Here is a 21,910-nt window from a genome sequence, read left to right on the forward strand (position 1 = left end):
TCCCGCTTGCGGGAGGGGAGGAGGATTTAAGCCGCCACCGCAACGGCCTTCGCATGCTCCGCAATCGCATCGGCCAGCGTATCGACCAGCGCCAGCGGAAGATCGTGGCCCATCCCCGGGATCGTCAGCAACCGCGCACCGGCGATGTTGGCGGCAGTATCGCGTCCGCCGTCGATCGGCACCAGCGGATCATCCTCGCCATGGATCACCAGCGTCGGCGCCGTGATGTCTTTCAGCATCGCCCGCCGGTCCCCGTCGGCGACGATCGCCGCCATCTGGCGCGCGACCCCCTGCGGATACCAGCCGCGTTCGAAATCGGTGCGTACGCGGCGTTGCAGGCGGGCTTCGTCGGCGGGGTAGCCGGGGCTGCCGATCACCCGCGCCGCATTCACGGAATATGCAATGAGCGCTTCCTTGTCGCCGCTCATCGGCCGGTTCGCGAGCACGCGCATCGCCTCTTTCTGCGCGCGCGGGAGGCGCCGGTTGCCGGTGGTCGACATCACCGAGGTCAGCGACAGGACGCGCTGCGGATAGCGCGCCGCGATATGCTGTGCGATCATCCCGCCCATCGACACGCCGACGACATGCGCGCGGGCGACGCCCAGATGGTCGAGCAGGCCGATACCGTCGGCCGCCATGTCGGCGAGCGTGTAGGCGGGGCGCACCGGCAAGCCGAGCACCGATTTGACGATCATCCACTTCACATTCGGAATGCCAGCCGCGTCGAAGCGCGTCGACAGACCGACGTCGCGATTGTCGTAACGGATGGTGCGGAAACCGCGGTCGTTGAGGGCATCGACAAACTCGTCGGGCCACAGCGTCAACTGGCCGCCCAGCCCCATCACCAGCAATATCACCGGCGCGTCACGCGGCCCTTTGTCCTCATAGCTGATGCTGATGCCGTTTATATTCGCTTGTGCGGTGGTCATGCCGTCCCCGTTGCTGTCCATGTTCCGGACAGCATGGCGCAGTTTACGCGAACGTCAAGTCAGTCGGCCCGCGCCCCGCGATAGGACGGCAGCGCGAGCGACCAGCGGATCGCGGCGCCGCGCAGTGCAAAGCCCGCGACGGCGCCCGCTACTGCGGCGACCGGCGTTCCTGTCCCCAGCCATTCGAGCAGCAGGAACAGGCCCGATGCGAGCGCCGCTGCGGTCACATACACCTCGGGCCGCATGATGATCGACGGCACGCCCGCCAATATATCGCGGATGGTCCCGCCGACGCAGCCGGTGATGACGCCCATCATCAGCGCGGGAACCGGCGGCACTCCCCACGCCAGCGCCTTGGCGGTGCCGAACACCGCATAGGCGGCAAGCCCCACCGCATCGGCCCATTCCAGCAATTGTCCGCGCCACCAGCGTTCGGGGGTGATCCACACGACCAGCGCGATCGCGATGCACACCGCGGCGATCGCGCCGTCCTGCACCCAGAACACCGGCGCGCCGATGAGCAGATCGCGAACGCTGCCGCCGCCGACCCCGGTCACCAGCGCAAAGAAGCTGGCGGTCACGAGCGTCTGGCGCATCCGCACCGCCATCAGCGCACCCGACAGCGCGAACACGGCGATGCCGGCAAGGTCGAGCAGGCGGACGATCAGCGCGTTGTCGATGTCGAACAACGCCGCCGCCCGCTCAAATGTGGATCGGCTTGCCGGTCACCGCCATCGCGGCTTCCTTGACCGCTTCGCTGTGCGTCGGGTGGGCGTGGCAGGTGTAGGCGATGTCTTCGGATGTCGCGCCGAATTCCATCGCCTGCGCCGCCTGTGCGATCATTGTGCCCGCAACGCTGGCGATGCACCACACGCCGAGCACGCGGTCGGTCTTGGCATCGGCGATGATCTTCACAAAGCCGTCGGGCTCGTGGTTGGTCTTGGCGCGGCTGTTGCCCGCCATCGGGAATTTCCCGACCTTGACCTCGCCCTTTTCTTTCGCCTGTTCCTCGGTCAGTCCGACCCCGGCGATTTCGGGCCAAGTGTATACGACCGACGGGATGACGTCATGGTTCACGATGCCGGTCTGACCCGCGATATTTTCGGCGCAGGCGATGCCTTCGTCTTCGGCCTTGTGCGCCAGCATCGGGCCGGGGATGACGTCGCCGATCGCCCAGATGCCGTCGACCGCCGTGCGGAAATCATGGTCGGTTTCGATCTGACCGCGCGCGTTGACGGTCAGGCCCGCCTTGTCCAGCGCCAGTCCGTCGGTGTTCGGACGCCGCCCGATCGACACCAGCACGACATCGGCTTCGAGTGTTTCCGCGTCGCCGCCCGCGGCGGGTTCGAGCGTCAGCACGGCTTTCTTGCCCTTCACGACCGCGCCGGTGACCTTGGTCTTCAGCTTGAATTCGATGCCCTGCTTCTTGAAGATGCGGTTTGCGTCCTTGCGGACGTCGGCGTCCATGCCGGGCAGGATCTGGTCGAGAAATTCGACGCAAGTGACCTTGGCGCCCAGACGGCGCCACACGCTGCCAAGCTCCAGCCCGATCACGCCGCCGCCGATGACGACCATATGGCCGGGCACCTTCGCGAGTTCGAGCGCTCCGGTCGAATCGACGATGATCTGCTTGTCGTTATCGACTTCGACGCCGGGCAGCGGGGTGACCGACGATCCGGTAGCGATGATGATGTTTTTGGCGCGATAGGTCTTGCCCGCGACCTCGACGCTGTCCTTGCCGGTGAACGCCGCATAGCCCTTCAGCCAGTCGACCTTGTTCTTCTTGAACAGAAATTCGATCCCCGCGGTAAGCCCCTTGACCGCGTCGACACGCTGGGCGTGCATCGCGGGCAGGTTCAGCTTGGGGGTCACGTCGATCCCCATCTTCGCCATCGCGCCGTTCGCCGCGGCGTCAAAATACTCCGACGCGTGCAGCATCGCCTTCGACGGGATGCAGCCGACGTTGAGGCAGGTGCCGCCCAGCGTTTCGCGCCCGTCGGCGCACGCGGTCTTGAGCCCCAGCTGCGCCGCACGGATCGCCGCGACATAACCGCCGGGACCGGCACCGATGACAAGGACGTCGTAGTCAAAGTCAGACATATTCGTCTCCGTTCGCCCTCAGCTTGTCGAAGGGCCGTACTTTTCTCAATCCGTCGCTCTCAAGAAAAGAACGGGGCTTTGACAAGCTCGGCCCGAACGGATGTGGGATATTAAAGGTCGATCAGCAACCGCGTTGGATCCTCGATCGCTTCCTTGATCGTTTTGAGGAAGGTCACCGCTTCGCGGCCGTCGATCAGGCGGTGGTCGTAGCTGAGCGCCAGATACATCATCGGGCGGACGACGATTTCGCCGTTCACGACAACCGGACGTTCGTCGATGCGGTGCAGGCCCAGCACCGCCGACTGCGGCGGGTTGATGATCGGGGTCGACATCAGCGACCCGAAGACGCCGCCGTTCGAGATCGTGAAAGTACCCCCCGTCATGTCGTCCATCGTCAGCGTGCCCTCCTTGGCGCGCTTGCCGAAATCGCCGATCGTCTTTTCAATGTCGGCAAAGCTGAGCGTTTCGGCATTGCGGATCACCGGCACGACAAGTCCGCTGGGGCCGCTCACCGCGACCGAGATGTCCATATAGTTATGATAGACAATCTCGTCGCCGTCGATGCGCCCGTTGACTGCCGGAATATCCTTGAGCGCCAGACATGCCGCCTTGGCAAAGAAGCCCATGAAGCCCAGCCGCACCCCATGCTTCTTTTCGAACAGGTCTTTATAACGCGCGCGCGCCTCGATCACCGCCGACATGTCGACGTCGTTGAAGGTCGTCAGCATCGCCGCGGTGTCCTGCGCCGATTTCAGTCGCTTTGCGATCGTCTGGCGCAGGCGGGTCATCTTGACGCGCTCTTCCTGGCGGCCCGGCGCGCCGGTTGCGGCGGGCGCTGCTGCGGGTGCGGGGGCCGACGCCGGCGCGGCTTCGGGCGCCGCATTGGCGGCTGCCAGCACATCTTCCTTGGTCAGGCGGCCGTCCTTGCCGCTGCCCTTGATCTTCGTCGGGTCCAATCCATGCTCGAGCACCAGACGGCGTACCGCGGGCGACATGGTCGCGACGGTATCGACGCCTTCACCGGCGGCGGGTGCGGTCGCGGCCGGAGCGGGTGCGGCGGTCTCGGCCTTCGCCGGGGCGGGCGCGGCAGCGGCAGCCTTGCCGTCCCCGGCCTCGATCGTGGCGATGACCGCGCCGACGTTCACGGTGTCGCCGACCGCAGCGACCTGCTGCCCCATGACGCCCGCGACGGGCGACGGCACCTCGACCGCGACCTTGTCGGTTTCCAGGCTGGCAATCGGCTCGTCGAGCGCGACCGCGTCGCCCGGCTGTTTCAGCCATTCGCCGATCGTCGCTTCGGTGACGCTTTCGCCCAGCGTGGGGACTTTGACTTCGGTGCTCATAGGTGCAGTTCCTTGGGGGTCTTGTGCCTGGATCAGGCTTTATTCTTGCTGCGGCGAATTTCGGCGCGGACGCTCAGGCCCAGAGCGTCGGCGACCAGCGCCGACTGCTCGGTTTGGTGGCGGCTCATCAGCCCCGTCGCGGGCGAAGCCGCGGCGGCTCGGCCGGCATAGCGTGGACGCATGTCCTTCTTGCCCGCCTCGTTCAGTGCGTCCTCGATTAGCTCGTTCACAAAGAACCAGCTGCCGTTGTTGCGCGGTTCTTCCTGCGCCCAAACGACATCCTCCAGCTTCGGCATCCGCTTCAACCGCACCGCGAGCGGCTCGCCGGGGAAGGGATAGAGCTGTTCGATGCGAATCACCGTCGTGTCGGTCAGGCCCGCCGCATCGCGCGCCTCCATCAGGTCGTAACCGACCTTGCCCGAACATAGCACGACGCGCTTGACGTCGGCGTCGGCGGGCGGGGTGCGGTCGGACATGATGCGGCGGAAATGCGCGTCGCCGATGAAATCGCTGCGCTGCGACACCGCCAGCTTGTGCCGGAGCAGCGATTTGGGCGTCATGATGATGAGCGGCTTGCGGAACGGACGCAGCATCTGGCGGCGCAGGACGTGGAAATAGTTCGACGGGGTCGAAATGTTGCACACTTGGATATTGTCGCCCGCGCAGAGCTGAAGGAAGCGTTCGAGCCGCGCCGAGCTATGTTCGGGCCCCTGCCCTTCATAGCCGTGCGGGAGCAGCAGCACGAGGCCGTTGGCGCGCAGCCATTTGGCTTCGCCCGACGCGATGAACTGGTCGATCATGATCTGCGCGCCATTGGCGAAATCGCCGAACTGCGCTTCCCACAGCACCAGCGACTTCGGATCGGCCATTGCATAGCCATATTCGAACCCGAGCACGCCATATTCGGACAGCGGGCTGTCGAGCACCTCGAACCGGCCGTGCGGCACGGTCGTCAGCGGCACATATTTGCGCTCGTCCTTCTGGTCGACCCACACCGCATGGCGCTGGCTGAAAGTCCCGCGGCCCGAATCCTGTCCCGACAGGCGGACCTGATAGCCTTCGCTGAGCAGCGTACCAAAGGCGAGGCTTTCTGCGGTTGCCCAGTCGAACACTTCCTTGTCCCCCTTGTCGGCGAACATTGCGGCGCGCGCGTCGATGACGCGGCGCAGCGTCTTGTGAACCTCCAGATCGTCCGGGATCGTGGTCAGCGTGCGGCCGATCGCATCGAACAGCTTGTCCGACACGCCGGTAGCGATGTTGCGGCGCGCGCCTTCGGGGTCGGTCGGCGCGTAAAGTCCCGACCAGCGACCGGCAAACCAGTCGGCCTTGTTCGGCTTGTAGCTTTTCGCCGCCTCGAACTCGCCTTCCAGATAGGCGACGAAATCGGCGCGGCGGGCGTCGGCCCAACCAGCGTCGATCACGCCTTCGGCTGCCAGCTTGGCCGCGCACAGCTGCGATACCGGCGGGTGCTGGCGGATGCTGGCATACATCAGCGGCTGGGTGAACGAGGGTTCGTCGCCTTCGTTATGACCGAAGCGGCGATAGCACCACATGTCGATCACGACGTCGCGCTTGAAGCGCTGCCGAAAATCGATTGCCAGCTTGCAGGCGAAGGTCACCGCCTCGGGATCGTCGCCGTTGACGTGCAGGATCGGCGCCTGGACCCCCTTGGCAACATCCGACGGATAGGGTGACGATCTGGCAAATTGCGGACTCGTCGTAAAACCGATCTGGTTATTGACGATGAAATGGATGCAGCCGCCGGTATTGTAGCCGCGAATGCCCGAAAAGCCGAGGCATTCCCACACGATCCCCTGCCCCGCGAACGCCGCATCGCCATGAATCAATACCGGCAACACCTGTTCGTGCTTCACCAGATCGTCGCGCACCACCTGTTGCGCGCGCACCTTGCCGAGCACGACCGGATCGACCGCCTCGAGGTGCGAGGGGTTGGGAACCAGCGACATATGGACCGAAATCCCGTCGAATTCGCGGTCGGTCGAGGTGCCGAGGTGATATTTAACGTCGCCCGACCCGCCGATGTCGTCGGGATTGGCCGATCCACCGGCAAATTCGTGAAAGATGACCTTATAGGGTTTGGCCATCACGTTCGCGAGCATGTTGAGCCGCCCGCGGTGCGCCATGCCATAGACGATTTCCTTGACCCCGTACTGGCCGCCATATTTGATGATGGCTTCCATCGCGGGGATCATGCTTTCGCCGCCGTCGAGCCCGAAGCGCTTGGTTCCGACATATTTGCGGGCGAGGAATTTCTCCCATTCCTCGGCCTCGATCACCTTGTTCAGGATCGCGCGTTTGCCCTCGACCGAAAATTCGATGATCTTATCGGCGCCTTCCATCCGCTCCTGCAGGAACTGGCGCTCCTCGATGTCGGCGATGTGCATATATTCGAGGCCGACATTGCCGCAATAATTGGCGCGCAGGATCGCGACGATCTCGCGGATCGTCGCCTTTTCCAGGCCCAGCGTGCCGCCAATGTACACCGGCCGGTCCTGGTCGGCGCCGACAAAGCCATGATATTCAGGGGTCAGATCGGCCGGCAGCTCGTGCTCGCTCAGCCCGAGCGGATCGAGATTGGCGGCCAGATGCCCGCGCACACGATAGGTGCGGATCAGCATCATCGCGCGGATCGAATCATTCGCGGCGCGCTCGACCTCGGCCGACGACAGCGGCGTTCCGCCCTTGGCAGCGGCGGCCTTGACCGCAACCTGCATCTGCTGCGGATCGAGCGCGGCGGTCAAATCGTCGCTGTCGATCAGCGGCCAGTTCTTCGGCGCCCAGCTGGGGCCGGCCTGCGGCTGGTCGATGTCAAAGCTTTGTCGTTCGAGGTTCATTGTCTTTTCCATTCTCGAAAGAGAAATGGCTCCGGGGAGGATATGGGAGCAACGCCCGCTGACAACGACTGTTGCCAGCGGGCGCTTAAATCACACGCGTTCTTTCAGCACTTCGACCAGCGTCGTGCCGAGTTCCGACGGGCTGGCCGACATCGTGATGCCCGCCGCTTCCATCGCCGCAATCTTGCTTTCGGCGTCGCCCTTGCCGCCCGACACGATCGCGCCAGCATGGCCCATGCGGCGGCCCGGAGGCGCGGTGCGGCCCGCGATGAAGCCTGCCATCGGCTTTTTGCGGCCGCGCTTGGCTTCGTCGATCAGGAACTGCGCGGCCTGCTCTTCCGCATCGCCGCCGATTTCGCCGATCATGATGATCGACTTGGTCGCTTCATCGGCTAGGAACAGTTCGAGCACGTCGATGAAGTTGGTGCCGTTGACCGGGTCGCCGCCGATGCCGACCGCGGTCGTCTGACCCAGACCCGCATTGGTCGTCTGGAACACCGCTTCATAGGTCAGCGTGCCCGAGCGCGAGACGACACCGACGCTGCCCTTGGAAAAGATGCTGCCGGGCATGATGCCGATCTTGCATTCGCCGGGGGTCAGAACGCCGGGGCAGTTGGGGCCGATCAGCCGCGACTTCGAACCGCTGAGGGCGCGCTTCACCTTGACCATGTCGAGCACCGGAATGCCTTCGGTGATGCAGACGATCAGCGGGATTTCGGCATCGATCGCCTCGAGGATCGAGTCGGCGGCAAACGGCGGCGGCACATAGATGCAGCTGGCGGTCGCACCGGTCGCGGCCTTGGCTTCCGCGACAGTGTCGAACATCGGCAGGCCGATGTGCGTAGTGCCGCCCTTGCCCGGCGTGACGCCGCCGACCATCTGGGTGCCGTAAGCGAGCGCCTGTTCGGTGTGGAAGGTGCCGGTGGCGCCGGTCATCCCTTGCGTGATGACCTTGGTATTCTTGTCGATAAGGATAGACATTTAATAACTCCAGCTTTCGCCCGGTCGAGGCCGTTGGGTAGCGCCGTTCAGTTCAAGAAAATTGAGTGTCCTGCTCTTGTAGTTGCCTGCACAACCGAAGAGTGTTTTTGTGGCTTCCTTAGGATCCGTACTCGGTATCTCGATTACAAAATCACCGTTGCGTTTCAGCTTTATATGCTTGTCGCGCGGAACGCCGTTTTCGAGGTCCATTTCCTTCCCCCCGCCGGAGCCTTTAGAAAAAGACATCTGCTCCAAGCATCGAGTAAAAACCTCGCCACGGTTCCAGCCATCCGCCGCAGCCTCCTCCTGCGAGACGGACGACCCGCAACTCGCCAAGAGGAAAAGCAACGGCAGGACTTTATACGAGCGAAGCATCCAGCGCCCTGCAGGCGTCGAGCAGTTCCTTGACCGCGTCGACCGACACCTGCAGCCCCGCCTTGTCTTCGGCATCGAGTTCGATCTCGACGATCTTTTCGACCCCGCCGGCGCCGATCAGCACCGGAACGCCCACATAAAGACCGTCGAGGCCATACTGGCCATCGACATAAGCGGCACACGGCAGGATGCGCTTCTGGTCACCCAGATAGGCTTCGGCCATCGCGATGCCCGAGGCCGCGGGGGCGTAGAACGCCGAACCGGTGCCGAGCAGCGCGACGATTTCGCCGCCGCCGCCGCGGGTGCGCTTGACGATCGCGTCGATCTTGTCCTGGCTCGACAGGCCCATCTTGACGAGGTCGGGGACGGGGATGCCGTTGACGGTCGAGTAGCGGACGACGGGAACCATCGTGTCGCCATGACCGCCGAGCACGAAGGTGTTCACATCCTTCACCGACACGTCGAATTCGTCGGCGATGAAGTGGCTGAAGCGCGCCGAGTCGAGCACGCCGGCCATGCCGACGACCTTGTCGTGCGGGAGTCCCGAGAATTCGCGCAGTGCCCAGACCATCGCGTCGAGCGGATTGGTGATGCAGATAACGAAAGCGTCGGGGGCGTTCGCCTTGATACCCTCACCGACGGCCTTCATGACCTTCAGGTTGATCCCGAGCAAATCGTCGCGGCTCATGCCCGGCTTGCGCGCGACACCCGCGGTGACGATGATGACGTCGGCGCCCGCGATGTCGTTATAATCGTTCGAGCCGGTGATCTTGGCATCGAAGCCCGCGATCGGACCGACCTGCGACAGGTCGAGCGCCTTGCCCTGCGGCACGCCTTCGACGACGTCGAACAGGACGACATCGCCGAGTTCCTTCTGCGCGGCGAGCAGCGCCAGCGTTCCGCCGATATTCCCGGCTCCGATCAAAGCGATCTTCTTGCGTCCCATGGCGCGCGGCACTCCCTTCCTGGCAAGCCCGGCAATTGGTTCACAGACCGGCAGGAGCACGGGCCAAAGCTCCGATTCCAGTCCTAAGACTGGCGACGCCCTACGCCGATTCCGTTAAGGAAACAACCGCGAAAAGGGCGAAAATCAGGGTTTTTTTGCAAATAGTTCGCAATAGTAATAAATGGCGGCAGGTGGCAATCGCTCACGCTCGGCACTGTCACGAAAGTGCAACATAGCCTTGGTGCGCGAAGCGGGGTACGGTATGATCGGGATGGCTGCGCGGGCAGCCGGGAGCGGAACCAATCGGAAGGACAAGTCATGGCCGCAAGAACCCTCGGACTGGCGGCCGTCGCCGTCGCGCTTGCCGCTGCCGCACCCGCGCGGGCAAGCGAAAAGGGCTGGAACGACACCGGAACCGTCGCCAAAAATGCGCTGGTGGTCGCGGCCTTTGGCGTACCGGCGGTGCAGCGCGACTGGAACGGCGTATTGCAGGCGGGTGGCAGCATCGGCGGGACGATTTTGCTGACCCAGGGGATGAAAGAAGTGTTTCCGTCGCGCCGGCCCGACGGCAGCGACAACAAGAGCTTTCCGTCGGGCCACACCTCCACCAGCTTTGCCGCGGCGGCGACACTCCACAATCGTTACGGGTGGGAGGCAGGCCTTCCCGCCTATCTGGTCGCCTCGTTCGTCGGGTTGTCGCGGGTCGAGGCGCGCAAGCACCGCGTCGGCGACGTGCTGGTCGGCGCCGCCGTTGGCACCGCTGTTGGCCATCTGGTCACCCGCAAGGCGAACGCACAGGTGCAACTGGTCCCCTGGGCCGATACCAAAGGTGCCGGGGCACATCTTGCTCTGCGTTTCTGACCGGTCTTTTGACCGGCGATTGCGTCGGACCACAGTCCCGGGTTAACCCTCCTTTATTCCGGCAACGCTAGGATTCCGGAGTGACGCGAGCGATCATCAGTTTTGACACCGAAATGTCCGCCGGCCTCTACCAACGGGGCGTGGACATGCGTGCCAATTTCGAAAGCTCGATCCTTGGCCGCTGCCGCGAAGGCGATTTCGGCATTCACTTCCAGATGGACATGCTCGAGCAGCACGGCCTGAAAGGGGTCTATTTCGTCGACCCGATGCCGGCCCTGGTCTATGGGCCCAAAATTATCGACGAGATCGTCCAGCCGATCGTCCGGCGCGGACACGAAGTCCAACTGCATATCCACACCGAATGGTTGAAATTCGCCCGCTTCAATCCGGTCGGGCGGCTGACCGGCCGCAACATCGGCGATTTTCCGCTGGCGGCGCAGAAAAAGCTCATCGCGCTGGCGCGCGACATTCTGGTCGGTGCCGGGGCACCAAAGCCCACCGCGTTTCGTGCCGGCAATTTCGGCGCCAACGACGACACGCTGCGCGCGCTCGCGGCGCTGGGATTTGCTTTCGACAGCAGCTTCAACGGCGCCTATCTGGGTCGCGGCTGCGCGATTTCGCTCGACGCCGCCAATCTGGGTGTGCGGATCCATCACGGCGTTGCCGAGGTACCGGTCAGCGGGCTGCGCGACCGCGCCAGCCGCTTTCGCCCAGCCCAGCTGTGCGCGATGTCCGAAGAGGAAATGCGCGACGCGCTGGACCATGCCGCCGCCAGCGGCGCGGTCCAGTTTTCGGCCTTCAGCCACAGTTTCGAACTGCTCAGCCGCGACCGGCGCGTGCCGAACCGCCTGGCGATTTCGCGCATGGAGGCGCTGTGCCGCGCCGTCGCCGACGATCCGCGGGTGACCAGCGGCGGGATCGCCAGCCTGCCGGCGCCCCCGGCGCGGCCGGTGCGCATTCATGTTCCCGCGCCCCGACCGTTCCGCACCCTGCGCCGCGTGATCGAGCAGGGGTACGGTCATCTGGCCCACGAAGTGCGTTATGTCCGCGATGTGGTTGCGGTCACGGTCAATTCGTCGCGCTGGGGCAAGATCGCCAGCGGTATATTACTGGTCCTGGCTTGACCCCGAGAACGCGCCGTCGCCGGGTCCGTGGCCCAGCGCAAGATAATCGTCCGACTGCATTTCGGACAGACGGCTCGCAGTGCGCTCGAACTCGAATGCCCCGTCACCCGCCACATACAGATCGTCGGGCATCGCCGCCGCGCTGGCCAGCAGCTTGGCCTTATATTCGTAGAGCGCATCGACGAGCGTCACAAAACGCGCGGCTTCATTGCGATTTTCCGGCCCCATGCGCGGGATGCCGACGATGATGACGGTGTGAAAATGGCGCGCGATCGCCAGATAGTCCGACGCACCGCGCGCTTCGGCGCACAGCCGCTTGAACGAAAAGACCGCGACGCCTTTCAGCGCTTTCGGGACATGCAGCGTCCGCCCGCCGCCCAGGTCGAGATCGAGCGAGGGTACGTGCGCGCGGTCCTCGGGCGGATAGTCGGTGAGGCGAAAGAACGCCGCCGACAACGCCGCGCTCGCTGCATCGTCGGCGGGAACGAACCAGCGCGCGCCGTCGCCCAGCCGGTCGCGGCGATAATCGGTCGGGCCGTTGAGTCCCATGACATCGAGTTTTGCCTCGACCAGCGCGATAAAGGGCAGGAAATGCTCGCGGTTGAGCCCGTCCTTGTACAGGTCGGACGGCGGCCGGTTCGACGTCGCGACCACGCACACCCCGCGGTCGATCAGCGCGGTGAACAGGCGCGAAAGGATCATCGCGTCGGCGCTGTTGTTCACCACCATCTCGTCGAACGCCAGGCAGCGCACGTCGGCGACCAGCGCGTCGGCGACCAGCGGGATCGGATCGCCCGCCTCGCTCTTGCGGACCTCGCGCATCCGCGCATGGACGTCGAGCATGAAGGCGTGGAAATGGACGCGGCGTTTGCGCGCGATCGATAGCTGGTCGTAAAACAGATCCATCAGCATCGACTTGCCGCGACCGACCGCGCCCCACAGATAAACCCCGCGCGGCGCATCGGGTTTGCGGCCGGTCAGCCGCCACAACAGGCTGCCGCGCGGCGGCACAGCTTCCAGTTCGGTTTGCAGGGCGTTCAAGCGCTCGGCAGCGGCACGCTGTTCGGGGTCGGGGCGGAGTTCGCCGCCCGCGACGAGTGCGTCATAAGCCGCCAGCACCGACATCAGCCGCGATCCTTGCTCGCCTTGCGAATGGTGCCGGCGAAGGACAGGACAATATGGCTGTCACGCTCACCCTGGACGACCAGCCCGCGCAGGAAGATCAGGCGTCCCGTTTCGCGCACCAGCTCGACGACCGCGTCCAGTGGTTCGCCGACGCGTCCCGCCCCGACGAACTGCGTCGATAGGTCGAGCGTCACCGAATGGCCGGCGTTCAGCGACCCGAACTGGTGCGACGCCGCGAACAACGCGATGTCGACGAGCGCGAGCGTCACCGCGCCATGGACATTGTCGCCCAGATTGCTGTGCTTGCGCTCGGGGATCATCCGCACCCGCGCACAGGGGCGACCATCGGGCGTCGGCGGTTCGACCCGCACCGTCAGCGGCTCGATAAAGCTGTTGAACCGCGTCGGGTCCTTCAGATCCCAGCTGAGCCAACCATCGCCCTGCGCCTCGGCACTGAAATGGTCGGCGCGGCGCGGCTCCTCGATCCCGTCGTTCACACCTGCCGCTCGGCCTCGAGCTTCTTGATCTCGGCGATCGCGCGCGCCGGGCTCAATCCCTTCGGGCAGGCGTTCGAGCAGTTCATGATCGTGTGACAACGATAGAGACGGAACGGATCTTCGAGCTCGTCGAGCCGTTCGCCGGTATATTCGTCGCGGCTGTCGGCGAGCCAGCGATAGGCCTGGAGCAGGATCGCGGGGCCCAGAAACTTGTCGCTGTTCCACCAATAACTGGGGCAGCTGGTCGAGCAGCAGGCGCACAGGATGCACTCGTAGAGGCCGTCGAGCTTTTCGCGTTCGGCGGGCGATTGCAGCCGTTCCTTGCCGCTCGGCGTCGTCGTCTTGGTTTTGAGCCACGGTTCGATCGACGCATATTGGGCGTAGAAATGGGTGAAGTCGGGGACCAGATCCTTGATCACGTCCATCGCGGGCAGCGGGGTGATCGTGATGTCACCCTTCAGATCTTCGATCGCGGTGGTGCAGGCGAGGCCGTTCTTGCCATTCATGTTCATCGAACAGCTGCCGCAAATCCCCTCGCGGCACGAACGGCGGAAGGTCAGCGACGCATCCTGCTCGCTTTTCATCTTGATGAGCGCATCGAGCACCATCGGACCGCATTTTTCCGTGTCGATCTCGAACGTGTCGAAGCGCGGGTTCTGACCACTGTCGGGATCGTAGCGATAGACTTTGAACCGTTTGACCGCCGCCGCGCCCTCGGCCTTGTGGACCTGGCCCGTCTTTTGCGGGCGGCTGTTCTTGGGCAGGCGGAATTCGGCCATGTCGCGGGCTCCCTGTGCAATTGCGGGCTGACTAGACCCGATTGGCGGCAACGACAAGGGGTGATGCGAAAGCCGCTGGCAGGGGCGCGGGCAAGGCGCTAGGGCCGCGGCGATGACCGAAAGCGCCGCCCAACCTGCTGTCACCAGCCGTCACGTTGCACGCGGGCTTGGCACCACGGTCCTCGCACGGCTGGGCGCGGTGGTCGAGATCGTTGCGCAGCCACTTTATGTGCTGATGTTCGGGCTCGCGGGATACGGCCTCTATGCCGTGCTGTGGGCTACGATCAACCTGCTCGAGAATATCTTCGACCTGGGCATGACCAGCGCGATGCAGCGCACGGTGCCGCAATCGGCGAGCGATGCCGAGGCCGCCGCGGCGCTGCGCACCGCGATGTTCTGGGGCGTCGGACCGTGCCTGATCGTCGCAGCGATCATAGCCCTGTTCGCCGCCGACCTCGCGCCGTTGCTGAACGTCGCCGAACGCGACCGGCCGCTCGTCATTCCCGCGATCCAGCTGTTCGTGTGGGCGCTGCCCTTGTGGGCGTTTGTCGAAATCGCGACGTCTGCAATGCGCGCGCGCATGGTGTTCGGCGCCGAAATCCGCCTGCGGATCGTGTGGGAGCAGATCATGCGACTGGTGTTCGCGGGGATGTTCTTTGCGGGCGGGCTGGGGCTGAAAGGCCTGTTCATCGCGCACCTCTGCTCGCTGGCGATTACCGCGATCCTGTGCGTTCGCCTGCTGCGCCGCTATTATGTATTCGGCGAACTGCTGCGCGGCGGCCGCGGCAGCGAAACGGCGCGCAACACCTTTTGGGCGGGACTGTCGATCCTGCCGTCGAACGTGATCGCGCGGCTGTTCGGCGACGCGCCGGCGCTGATCCTCAACCTGCTGCTGCCCGGCGCGGCGGGCGCGGCGGCGGCGGGCCTGTTCACGATCGCGCGCAAATTGTCGAGCGTCGTCCAGCTGGTCCGCATCGCCTTCGTCTATGTCATGGCGCCGCTGGCGGCGAGCGCCGAGCGCGAGGATCGCGCGCAAGTGGCCGACATCTATGCCTATGCCACGCGGTTGATCGCCGCGATCGCGCTGCCGCTCGCCGCGGTGCTGGCGGCGGGCAGCGCACCGCTGCTCAGCCTGTTCGGCGCCGAGGCCAGGGTTGCGCAGGCCGCGCTCGTCATCCTGCTGTTTGCGCGCGCTGTCGAAGCGGTGCTGGGCATCTCGCTGCCCGTGCTGCAAGTCGTCGCCGCTTTCCGTCACCAGCTGACCGCCAGCATCATCGGGGTGATCGTGGCCGTCGCGGCAGGCACCCTCATCGTCGGGCGGATGGACGCACTGACCGGTGTCACGCTGGCGATGTCGATCGGGCTGGTCGTCATGGGCGGCATTCCGATGGTGCAGCTGGCGTTGAACGAAAAACTCCACCCCTTTGACCGTCAGTTTCCGGCCGTGGCCATCAAGGGACTGGCGATCATGCTCGTCGCCGGCGGCGCCGCGCTGCTGGCGGGGCAATTGCCCGACGCGGTAGCGCTGCCGCTGATCGTGCTGCTCGCGGTCGGTGCGATCTGGTTGTCGCTGCGCTTTGCCCTGCCCCACGCCGACCGCACTTCGCTGGGCAAGATGGGGCGCAAGCTGCGGCTCGTCTGAAAGATTCGGTCTTATTTTGGCCGCAAAATTCGCTAGAGCGGTGCCACTTATCGTGATGCCGCACTGCGGCCAACAGGCGGAACCCATGTACCAGACCGAACTCGCGCGCAGCGGCAAGCGCCTCTTTTTCATTCGCGGCACCTATATCTATATCACCATCGCGATTTCGGTGCTGATTGCCTGGTGCAGCAAGGACTGGGGTCCGTTCCAATCGGCGTTCGGCGATTGCGCCTGGTTCTGGCTGTCGCTCGGCGTCGCCAGCGCCGGGGCGATCGTGCGCGTGTTCACCAGCGGCTGGGCCGCGCTCGGGACTTCAGGCCGCGCCAAGGTCGCCGCGGAGGCAAGCGAACTCAACACGACCGGGCCGTACAGCCTGGTGCGCAACCCCCTCTACGTCGGGCGCATCCTGAACTTCACCGGCATCGCGATGCTGTCGGGCAGCTGGGTGTTCGGCGCGATCGTTTTCCTGCTCGCGATCCTGATCTACGAACGCATTTCGATTTATGAGGAAGAATTTCTGCGCGAAAAATTCGGCGCGGCGCACGCCGAATGGGCGAAGGACGTTCCCGCGCTGCTTCCCCGCCTGCACGGCTGGGTGAAACCCAAATATCCCTTCTGGTGGAAGCGGATGATCTGGCGCGAACAGAACAAGCTGTTCCTGCTCGCCACCACCGTCTTCCTGACCTGGTTCGCGCGGCTCGACTTCAATTTCGACGCGCTGACCGCAGCGCAATGGAACTGGGTCTATGCCTATGCGGCGCTGGTCGTCGTCCGCTTTATCATCGGCGGGCTGAAAATGGCCGGCTTCTTCAAGGAATTGAGCTGAATTGATGGGGGGCGACCTCGCTCCCCTGATCGCAGTCGTCGGCAGCGACGGGTCGGGCAAGTCGACGCTGTCGGCGGACCTGCTCGCGCATATCCAGCAGAGCCGTGCGGCGGAGTCCGGCTACCTCGGTCTCGGTTCGGGCGAGCAGGGGCGGCGGATCGGACGCTGGCCGGTCATCGGCCCGCCGCTGCACCGCTTCCTCGACGGCATCGCCGACCGCTTGCGCGAGCCCGGCGAGCCGATCCCCGGCTATCTGGCCGCGCGCTATGCACTGAACAAGTCGCGGAAGCGCCGTGCCAGGTTCGACGCGCTCCTCGCGCAGCGGCGTGCAGGCAAGGTGATCGTTACCGACCGTTACCCCCAGGTCGAAGTCCCCGGCCTGCACGACGGACCGATCCTCGCGGGCATCGCGACCAGCCAGCGGCTCGCCGCGATGCAGGCCGCGGAATACGCGCTCTATGTGGAGATGGCGGCGTACCGACCGACGCTGGTGATTCGCCTGCACGTCGATGTCGATACCGTGATGGCGCGCAAGCCCGACCACGACCGTACGCTGATCACCCGCAAGGTCGAAACGGTGGCGCTGCTGCTGTTCAACGGCGCGCCGATCGTCGATATCGACGCGACGATGCCCTATGCCGAGGAGCTGGCGTTGGCGACCGCGGCCGTCGATAGAGCGTTGGCCTCCGCCTGACCCCCACCTCTCCGTTCGTGTCGAGCGAAGTCGAGACACGCTGGGTTCGTGCACGACTTCACGTGTCTCGACTTCGCTCGACACAAGCGGAAATTAGAGGCCGGTTTTGCTTGCCATAATCGTCTCAATCAGCGCGATATCGGCCGGTTTGTCGGCGTCGATGCACGCTTCGGGTTCGGACATTGGCACGACCGTCGCGGCAAGGCCGAAACGCCGGCCCGCGCGCGCGACCCCCTGTTGGATCGTGAACAGGCCGAGCAGCGCGCCGATCAGCAGCCACGGGCCGAAAGCGGCGACGATCTTCAGCCCCTTTTTGCGGTCGCGTTCGATCCGCCCCCAGAAATCGAGCAGCGGCAGCGCGCGCCGCCCGCGCAGGTAAAACAGATTGGCCCCCGACCACCAGCCGCCGCGGAACTTGAGCCAGGTGCGCCGCGATTGCGGATAGCGCGCGAACAGGACGTTCCGCTCGACCATCGCCACCGCGACGTCGCTTTGCTCTGCGCCAGCCAAGAACTCGGCGATCATCGTCGGCGTCAGCAACACATTGTCGGCGGTCGTGACCAGCACCGGCGCGTCATGCGGCGGGAGTGCGGCAGCGAGCGAGCTGCTGATGCCCCTTCCGGAATCGACAAAATGCAGATCGGCGAAGGCGGCAAGGCCCGACACGGCGGCGAGTTCGGCGCTGTTCTGCGCCAGCACCGTGATCGGCCCGACCTGCGACGAGGCGCGCAGCGCGCGTAAAACATGGACCAGCATCGGCTGGCCCACGACGGGGAGCAGCGCCTTGGTCGACACACCGCTGCCGCCAAGCAACGGATCGGGTCCGGGCCGGCTGCCGGCTAACACGATGGCGGGGATGCTGGCGGTCATCGCCAGCGCCCTACAGCGCCGGATCGCCGCGAACAAGGCGGGCGTATCGCGCGGAACGCGCCGCGCGCTGCCACCTTTTCGGCGTTCGTGCGTAGGACGGGCATGACCAGCTCGTTCACCCGCCCTGCCCTGATCTGCAACGTCCAGAGCGGCAGCCACGACGAAGCCATTCGCGCGCAGATTGAAACCGTCTGCCGCGACCATGGCGCGCCGCTTGCCGCGACCTTTGCCCTGCCTGACGACGATGTGCCGGATGCCGCGCAATTGGCCGCCGATGGCATCGACCTGTTGCTGGTGTGGACGGGCGACGGGACGATCAACGCCGCCGCGCGCAAGACGGCGGACTGGGATGGCGCGATCCTGCCGCTCCCCGGCGGCACGCTGAACCTGTTGTCAAAGGCGCTGCACGGCGACCGACCGGCGCCGGAGATTCTGGCCGACGCGCTGGCGGGCAAGGGACAGCGGCGACCGATACCGACGATCCGGTCGGATAAAAGCGAGGCGTTCATCACGGTGATCGCCGGGCCCGCCACACGCTGGGCCGAGGTGCGCGAAACGATGCGGCAGGACGGCCTGATCGAGGCGAGCCGGTCGGCACCCGACGCGCTCGACGAAATGATGAACGCGCCGGGGGTGCGCGTGGCCGGACACGACACGGCCTATCCGGCGGTGATCCTGACCCCCACGCACGGCGGTATCCGAGCCGACGGGATATTGACCGAAGGCACCGGCGACGTGCTGCGCCACGGGCTCGCCTGGCTCGGCGGCGATTTCCGCGACGGGCCGAGCGAGCCGATCACGGCGGGGGACATGGTGGTGCTGGAAAGCGACGCGCCAATCAGCCTGGAATATGACGGCGAACTGGACGAAACCGCCTCGCCCGTCACATTCACGCTCGCCTCAAGCGCGGTCGATTTCGTCGCGACGACATGACGCGGCTGTTCCATATCAGCGACCTGCATTTCGGGCTGGAGGATCGCACCGCGCTCGACTGGTTCAAGGGCTGCGTCCGCCGCGAACAGCCTGATGCCGTCCTGATCACCGGCGACCTGACCATGCGCGCGCGCAGCCATGAATTCGCGGCGGCGTGCGACTGGATCGAACGGCTCGACGTGCCGGTCACCGTCGAGGTCGGCAATCACGACCTGCCCTATTTCAATCCCTTCGCGCGCTTCTTCTGGCCTTACCGCCGCATCCGCCGGATCGAGCGGCTCGTCGAGCACGAACTCGATCTCGACCGGGTTGCGGTCGTGCCACTGAAAACCACGGCGCGCGCGCAGTGGCGGCTCGACTGGTCGAAGGGATGGGTGACCCGCCGCGCGCTCGCCAAAACCATAGCCGCGATCGACGCGCTGCCGCCGGGCAAACAGGTCATCGTCACCGCGCATCATCCGCTCGTCGAGGCGGGGACGAAGGGGCGCGCGCTGACCCGCGGCGGGCAACATGCGCTCGACACGCTGGCGTCGCGCGGCGTCGCGGCGGTGCTGACCGGCCATGTCCACGACGCCTTTGATCTTGTCGCGCGAACCGCGAACGGACCGGTGCGCATGATCGGTGCGGGAACCCTGTCACAGCGTATCCGGTCGACCCCGCCGAGCTTCAACGAACTGCGGATTGCAAGCGGCACGATCGCGCTGCGGGTGCGCAGCATCGCCGACGTGCCGACCCCGCAGATGCAGATTCCCGATGTTCCGCCCGACGCGCTGCCGCCGCGCGAGCCCGGCGAGCCGGTGGCCCCGATCCACGCCGTTCCGCCGGTCGATCCCCCGGTGCATTGACGGCGCGTCCGATCCCGTTAGGTTGCAAGAAAAAACGGGAAGAGGACAAAAGATGCTGACCAAGGGCGACGATTTCCCGCTGCACCAGAGCGCCGAGCCGATCGCCTTTGCCGGCACCGACCGCAATTTCTACGATCGCTATTTCTTCAACGGCTATGCGCCCGACGGGTCGGTATTCTTTGCCGCGGCGATGGGCTTTTATCCGCAGCTGGGGATCGTCGATGCCGCCTTTTGCGTGCTGATCGACGGGGTCCAGCATAATCTGCGCGCCAGCAGGCGGTCGGCGGGCGAGCGGCTAGATCTTGCCGTCGGTCCGATTTCGATCCGGATCGACGCGCCGCTGGAGCAGCTGACGCTGAAGATTTTGGCCAACGACGGCCCTTTATCAGGCGAGTTGCAGTTCACCGGGCGCCATTTTCCGATCGAAGAACCGCGCTTCACACGCCGCAACGGCACCCGGCTGTTCATGGACTATACGCGCATGACCCAGAACGGCCACTGGTCGGGCCGGCTGGCGGTGGGCGGCCAGCGGATCGAGGCGGGCGCCGACTGGGCGGGGACGCGCGACCGCAGCTGGGGGATACGCCCGGTCGGCGCCGCGGAACCGCAACCGCCGCCGGAGGGCAATTTTCACCAATTTTTCTGGCTGTGGACGCCGTGCAATTTTTCCGACCGCTCGCTGTTCTTTCACAGCAATGACGATGGCGCGGGCGACGCGTGGAACCGCCGCGCCGTCTTGGCCGACAGCAACGGCGGCGAGCGCCACTTCGCCGATCCGGTTTTTGCCGTTGAATGGCAGCCGGGCACGCGGCGGCTGCAGAAATTGACCGCCGACCTGGATCGCAGCACACGCCTGACCCTTACGCCTGCCGGACCGCTGTTCGCGATGAGCGGCCTCGGTTACACCCACCCGGTCTGGGGTCACGGCTTCGATCATGGCGGGCTGGAGGTTGCGCATGACCGCCTGTCCGAAGCCGAACGGGCGTGGGGCAATCCGCTGGCGATGCACGTGCAGGCGCTGGTCACTGCCGAACTCGTCGACGGCGACCGCCGCGACGTCGGTATCGGCGTCCTCGAACAATTGTTCGTCGGCCCGCACGCGCCAACCGGTCTCACCGGGCTCATGGACCCCGCCGCATGAGCTTTCCGACCTGGCCCGGGGCAATGACGGCCGAGTGGCTCGGCGCGGTTCTGGGGCACGCCGGGCGATTGCGCGGCTTTACGGCTGATCGCATCGGCACCGGCCAGATGTGCGACAGTTACCGCCTGACGCTCGACTGGGACGGCGGCGTCGATGCTCCGGCGTCCGTGGTCGCCAAATGTCCGAGCCATGACGCGGCCAGCCGCAACATCGCCAAGCTGACCGGCACCTATGTCAAGGAAGTCAGCTGGTACCGCGAGCTTGCTGCTGCCAGCGGGGTTCCGGCGCCGCACTGCTATCACTCCGAGATCGCCGACGATGACGTCGACTTCGTTTTGATCCTGTCCGACCTGACCCCGGCGCGGCAAGGCGACCAGCTGGCCGGTCTTGGCCTGGCGGGGCTCGCGCCGTGCATCGACGCGGCGGCGCGGTTGCACGCGCATTTGTGGAATGATCCGCGGCTGGCGGAGATCGCGTGGCTGGCGCGCGACAATGGCGATCTGGTACGGGCGCTTTTCCCGCAGCTGTATCAGGGATTTCGCGAGCGCTATGCCGCACGCCTCGCGCCCGAACTGCTCGACGTCGGTGCCGGGATGGTGGCGAAGCTCGACGCCTATCTGACGCGCGAGCCCGCGGCGCGGACGATCGTCCACGGCGACCTGCGCATCGACAACATCCTTTTCGCCCCCGATGGACATGCGTGCTGGCTGGTCGACTGGCAGACATTGGGCCGCGGCAGCGGCGCCACCGATCTGGCCTATCTCGTCGGCACCAGCATCGCCGACCCTTTCGAACGCGCCGCCGCCGACCGCCCGGCGTTCGACCATTGGATCGCGGCGTTGGCGGCACAGGGCATCGACCCCGACATCGCCGCGCTGTGGGACGATTATCGCGTCGGGGCGCTCAGCGGCTATTTCATGGCGGTTTTTGCATCGATGAACGTCGAACGCACCGACCGCGGCGACGAGATGTTTGCGGTGATGGCCGAGCGGCCAGCGCGGCAGGCGCTGGCGCTCGGGAGTCTGGATCTGCTCTGAACTTTGG

At 65.3% G+C, this 21,910-nt stretch carries 21 protein-coding genes; 9 read left to right on the forward strand and 12 right to left on the reverse strand.

The window, feature by feature from the left end; genetic code table 11:
- Window positions 1–26: 26 nt before the first annotated feature.
- The 8 genes from IR187_RS07070 to mdh form a co-directional block, all read right to left on the reverse strand.
- Window positions 27–950, reverse strand: coding sequence for an alpha/beta fold hydrolase (locus tag IR187_RS07070; RefSeq protein ID WP_324187653.1), 924 nt, complete (start codon window positions 948–950; stop codon window positions 27–29).
- A 38-nt stretch (window positions 951–988) separates the two neighbouring features.
- Window positions 989–1,618: a trimeric intracellular cation channel family protein gene (locus IR187_RS07075; protein ID WP_267463762.1), complete on the reverse strand. Its 630-nt coding sequence runs from the start codon at window positions 1,616–1,618 to the stop codon at window positions 989–991.
- A 13-nt stretch (window positions 1,619–1,631) separates the two neighbouring features.
- Window positions 1,632–3,029: a dihydrolipoyl dehydrogenase gene (gene lpdA, locus IR187_RS07080; protein ID WP_194953904.1), complete on the reverse strand. Its 1,398-nt coding sequence runs from the start codon at window positions 3,027–3,029 to the stop codon at window positions 1,632–1,634.
- A gap of 110 nt (window positions 3,030–3,139) precedes the next feature.
- A complete protein-coding gene (gene odhB / locus IR187_RS07085) occupies window positions 3,140–4,372 on the reverse strand; it encodes a 2-oxoglutarate dehydrogenase complex dihydrolipoyllysine-residue succinyltransferase (RefSeq protein ID WP_194953905.1) in 1,233 nt (410 codons plus the stop codon).
- Window positions 4,373–4,404: 32 nt separating this feature from the next.
- Window positions 4,405–7,227, reverse strand: coding sequence for a 2-oxoglutarate dehydrogenase E1 component (locus tag IR187_RS07090; protein WP_194953906.1), 2,823 nt, complete (start codon window positions 7,225–7,227; stop codon window positions 4,405–4,407).
- A 90-nt stretch (window positions 7,228–7,317) separates the two neighbouring features.
- Window positions 7,318–8,208, reverse strand: coding sequence for a succinate--CoA ligase subunit alpha (gene sucD / locus IR187_RS07095; RefSeq protein ID WP_194953907.1), 891 nt, complete (start codon window positions 8,206–8,208; stop codon window positions 7,318–7,320).
- Complete coding sequence (locus tag IR187_RS07100; RefSeq protein ID WP_194953908.1) at window positions 8,209–8,583, reverse strand: hypothetical protein; 375 nt, start codon at window positions 8,581–8,583, stop codon at window positions 8,209–8,211. It lies immediately after the preceding gene.
- Window positions 8,567–9,529 carry a malate dehydrogenase gene (mdh, locus tag IR187_RS07105; protein ID WP_194953909.1) on the reverse strand — a complete coding sequence of 321 codons (963 nt, stop codon included), beginning with the start codon at window positions 9,527–9,529 and terminating at the stop codon, window positions 8,567–8,569. The genes IR187_RS07100 and mdh overlap by 17 nt, the downstream gene beginning before the upstream one ends.
- Window positions 9,530–9,847: 318 nt before the next feature.
- Between mdh and IR187_RS07110 the strand changes: the two genes are divergently transcribed.
- Window positions 9,848–10,390 (forward strand): phosphatase PAP2 family protein, encoded by a 543-nt coding sequence (locus tag IR187_RS07110; RefSeq protein WP_194953910.1) that lies wholly within the window; start codon window positions 9,848–9,850, stop codon window positions 10,388–10,390.
- Window positions 10,391–10,536: 146 nt separating this feature from the next.
- On the forward strand, window positions 10,537–11,514 hold the full coding sequence (locus tag IR187_RS07115) for a polysaccharide deacetylase family protein (RefSeq protein WP_228765610.1): 978 nt from the start codon (window positions 10,537–10,539) through the stop codon (window positions 11,512–11,514).
- Here IR187_RS07115 and zapE read toward each other — a convergent pair.
- The 3 genes from zapE to IR187_RS07130 are packed head-to-tail and all read right to left on the reverse strand — an operon-like array spanning window position 11,497 to window position 13,915.
- Window positions 11,497–12,642 carry a cell division protein ZapE gene (zapE, locus tag IR187_RS07120; RefSeq protein ID WP_194953955.1) on the reverse strand — a complete coding sequence of 382 codons (1,146 nt, stop codon included), beginning with the start codon at window positions 12,640–12,642 and terminating at the stop codon, window positions 11,497–11,499. The genes IR187_RS07115 and zapE overlap by 18 nt on opposite strands.
- Entirely contained in the window at window positions 12,639–13,136 is a 498-nt protein-coding gene (locus tag IR187_RS07125; RefSeq protein ID WP_324187654.1) for a PaaI family thioesterase, read from the reverse strand. Before IR187_RS07125 ends, zapE begins: the two co-directional genes overlap by 4 nt.
- Window positions 13,133–13,915, reverse strand: a complete 783-nt coding sequence (locus IR187_RS07130) for a succinate dehydrogenase iron-sulfur subunit (RefSeq protein ID WP_194953912.1) — start codon at window positions 13,913–13,915, stop codon at window positions 13,133–13,135. The genes IR187_RS07125 and IR187_RS07130 overlap by 4 nt, the downstream gene beginning before the upstream one ends.
- 112 nt (window positions 13,916–14,027) lie before the next feature.
- Here IR187_RS07130 and IR187_RS07135 point away from each other — a divergent pair, with 112 nt between their 5' ends.
- The 3 genes from IR187_RS07135 (at window position 14,028) to IR187_RS07145 (ending at window position 17,077) form a co-directional block, all read left to right on the forward strand.
- On the forward strand, window positions 14,028–15,557 hold the full coding sequence (locus tag IR187_RS07135; RefSeq protein WP_194953913.1) for a lipopolysaccharide biosynthesis protein: 1,530 nt from the start codon (window positions 14,028–14,030) through the stop codon (window positions 15,555–15,557).
- A gap of 85 nt (window positions 15,558–15,642) precedes the next feature.
- Window positions 15,643–16,383: a methyltransferase family protein gene (locus IR187_RS07140; protein WP_194953914.1), complete on the forward strand. Its 741-nt coding sequence runs from the start codon at window positions 15,643–15,645 to the stop codon at window positions 16,381–16,383.
- Window position 16,384: 1 nt separating this feature from the next.
- On the forward strand, window positions 16,385–17,077 hold the full coding sequence (locus IR187_RS07145; protein ID WP_194953915.1) for a nucleoside/nucleotide kinase family protein: 693 nt from the start codon (window positions 16,385–16,387) through the stop codon (window positions 17,075–17,077).
- A 93-nt stretch (window positions 17,078–17,170) separates the two neighbouring features.
- On the opposite strand, the gene IR187_RS07150 is transcribed toward IR187_RS07145, so the two are convergent.
- On the reverse strand, window positions 17,171–17,947 hold the full coding sequence (locus tag IR187_RS07150; RefSeq protein ID WP_194953916.1) for a nucleotidyltransferase family protein: 777 nt from the start codon (window positions 17,945–17,947) through the stop codon (window positions 17,171–17,173).
- A gap of 102 nt (window positions 17,948–18,049) precedes the next feature.
- Here IR187_RS07150 and IR187_RS07155 point away from each other — a divergent pair, with 102 nt between their 5' ends.
- From IR187_RS07155 to IR187_RS07170, 4 genes are read left to right on the forward strand one after another with little or no spacing between them, the layout of a single operon-like run.
- The gene (locus IR187_RS07155; protein WP_194953917.1) at window positions 18,050–18,880 is read left to right on the forward strand and encodes a diacylglycerol/lipid kinase family protein; all 831 of its coding nucleotides are present in this window, start codon (window positions 18,050–18,052) and stop codon (window positions 18,878–18,880) included.
- Entirely contained in the window at window positions 18,877–19,725 is an 849-nt protein-coding gene (locus IR187_RS07160; RefSeq protein ID WP_194953918.1) for a metallophosphoesterase family protein, read from the forward strand. Before IR187_RS07155 ends, IR187_RS07160 begins: the two co-directional genes overlap by 4 nt.
- A gap of 52 nt (window positions 19,726–19,777) precedes the next feature.
- The gene (locus IR187_RS07165; protein ID WP_194953919.1) at window positions 19,778–20,866 is read left to right on the forward strand and encodes a hypothetical protein; all 1,089 of its coding nucleotides are present in this window, start codon (window positions 19,778–19,780) and stop codon (window positions 20,864–20,866) included.
- Complete coding sequence (locus IR187_RS07170; protein ID WP_194953920.1) at window positions 20,863–21,903, forward strand: phosphotransferase family protein; 1,041 nt, start codon at window positions 20,863–20,865, stop codon at window positions 21,901–21,903. Before IR187_RS07165 ends, IR187_RS07170 begins: the two co-directional genes overlap by 4 nt.
- Window positions 21,904–21,910: the final 7 nt, after the last annotated feature.

Origin of the sequence: Sphingopyxis solisilvae (assembly GCF_015475875.1) — a bacterium.
Taxonomy (GTDB): domain Bacteria; phylum Pseudomonadota; class Alphaproteobacteria; order Sphingomonadales; family Sphingomonadaceae; genus Sphingopyxis; species Sphingopyxis solisilvae.

What these genes read in the sequence shown, in the direction of transcription:
- IR187_RS07070 (WP_324187653.1), bottom strand. Translation starts at nt 950, where the DNA reads ATGGACAGCAACGGGGACGGCATGACCACCGCACAAGCGAATATAAAC.
- lpdA (WP_194953904.1), bottom strand. Translation starts at nt 3,029, where the DNA reads ATGTCTGACTTTGACTACGACGTCCTTGTCATCGGTGCCGGTCCCGGC.
- odhB (WP_194953905.1), bottom strand. Translation starts at nt 4,372, where the DNA reads ATGAGCACCGAAGTCAAAGTCCCCACGCTGGGCGAAAGCGTCACCGAA.
- IR187_RS07090 (WP_194953906.1), bottom strand. Translation starts at nt 7,227, where the DNA reads ATGAACCTCGAACGACAAAGCTTTGACATCGACCAGCCGCAGGCCGGC.
- sucD (WP_194953907.1), bottom strand. Translation starts at nt 8,208, where the DNA reads ATGTCTATCCTTATCGACAAGAATACCAAGGTCATCACGCAAGGGATG.
- IR187_RS07100 (WP_194953908.1), bottom strand. Translation starts at nt 8,583, where the DNA reads ATGCTTCGCTCGTATAAAGTCCTGCCGTTGCTTTTCCTCTTGGCGAGT.
- mdh (WP_194953909.1), bottom strand. Translation starts at nt 9,529, where the DNA reads ATGGGACGCAAGAAGATCGCTTTGATCGGAGCCGGGAATATCGGCGGA.
- IR187_RS07110 (WP_194953910.1), top strand. Translation starts at nt 9,848, where the DNA reads ATGGCCGCAAGAACCCTCGGACTGGCGGCCGTCGCCGTCGCGCTTGCC.
- IR187_RS07115 (WP_228765610.1), top strand. Translation starts at nt 10,537, where the DNA reads ATGCGTGCCAATTTCGAAAGCTCGATCCTTGGCCGCTGCCGCGAAGGC.
- IR187_RS07130 (WP_194953912.1), bottom strand. Translation starts at nt 13,915, where the DNA reads ATGGCCGAATTCCGCCTGCCCAAGAACAGCCGCCCGCAAAAGACGGGC.
- IR187_RS07135 (WP_194953913.1), top strand. Translation starts at nt 14,028, where the DNA reads ATGACCGAAAGCGCCGCCCAACCTGCTGTCACCAGCCGTCACGTTGCA.
- IR187_RS07140 (WP_194953914.1), top strand. Translation starts at nt 15,643, where the DNA reads ATGTACCAGACCGAACTCGCGCGCAGCGGCAAGCGCCTCTTTTTCATT.
- IR187_RS07150 (WP_194953916.1), bottom strand. Translation starts at nt 17,947, where the DNA reads ATGACCGCCAGCATCCCCGCCATCGTGTTAGCCGGCAGCCGGCCCGGA.
- IR187_RS07155 (WP_194953917.1), top strand. Translation starts at nt 18,050, where the DNA reads ATGACCAGCTCGTTCACCCGCCCTGCCCTGATCTGCAACGTCCAGAGC.
- IR187_RS07160 (WP_194953918.1), top strand. Translation starts at nt 18,877, where the DNA reads ATGACGCGGCTGTTCCATATCAGCGACCTGCATTTCGGGCTGGAGGAT.
- IR187_RS07165 (WP_194953919.1), top strand. Translation starts at nt 19,778, where the DNA reads ATGCTGACCAAGGGCGACGATTTCCCGCTGCACCAGAGCGCCGAGCCG.
- IR187_RS07170 (WP_194953920.1), top strand. Translation starts at nt 20,863, where the DNA reads ATGAGCTTTCCGACCTGGCCCGGGGCAATGACGGCCGAGTGGCTCGGC.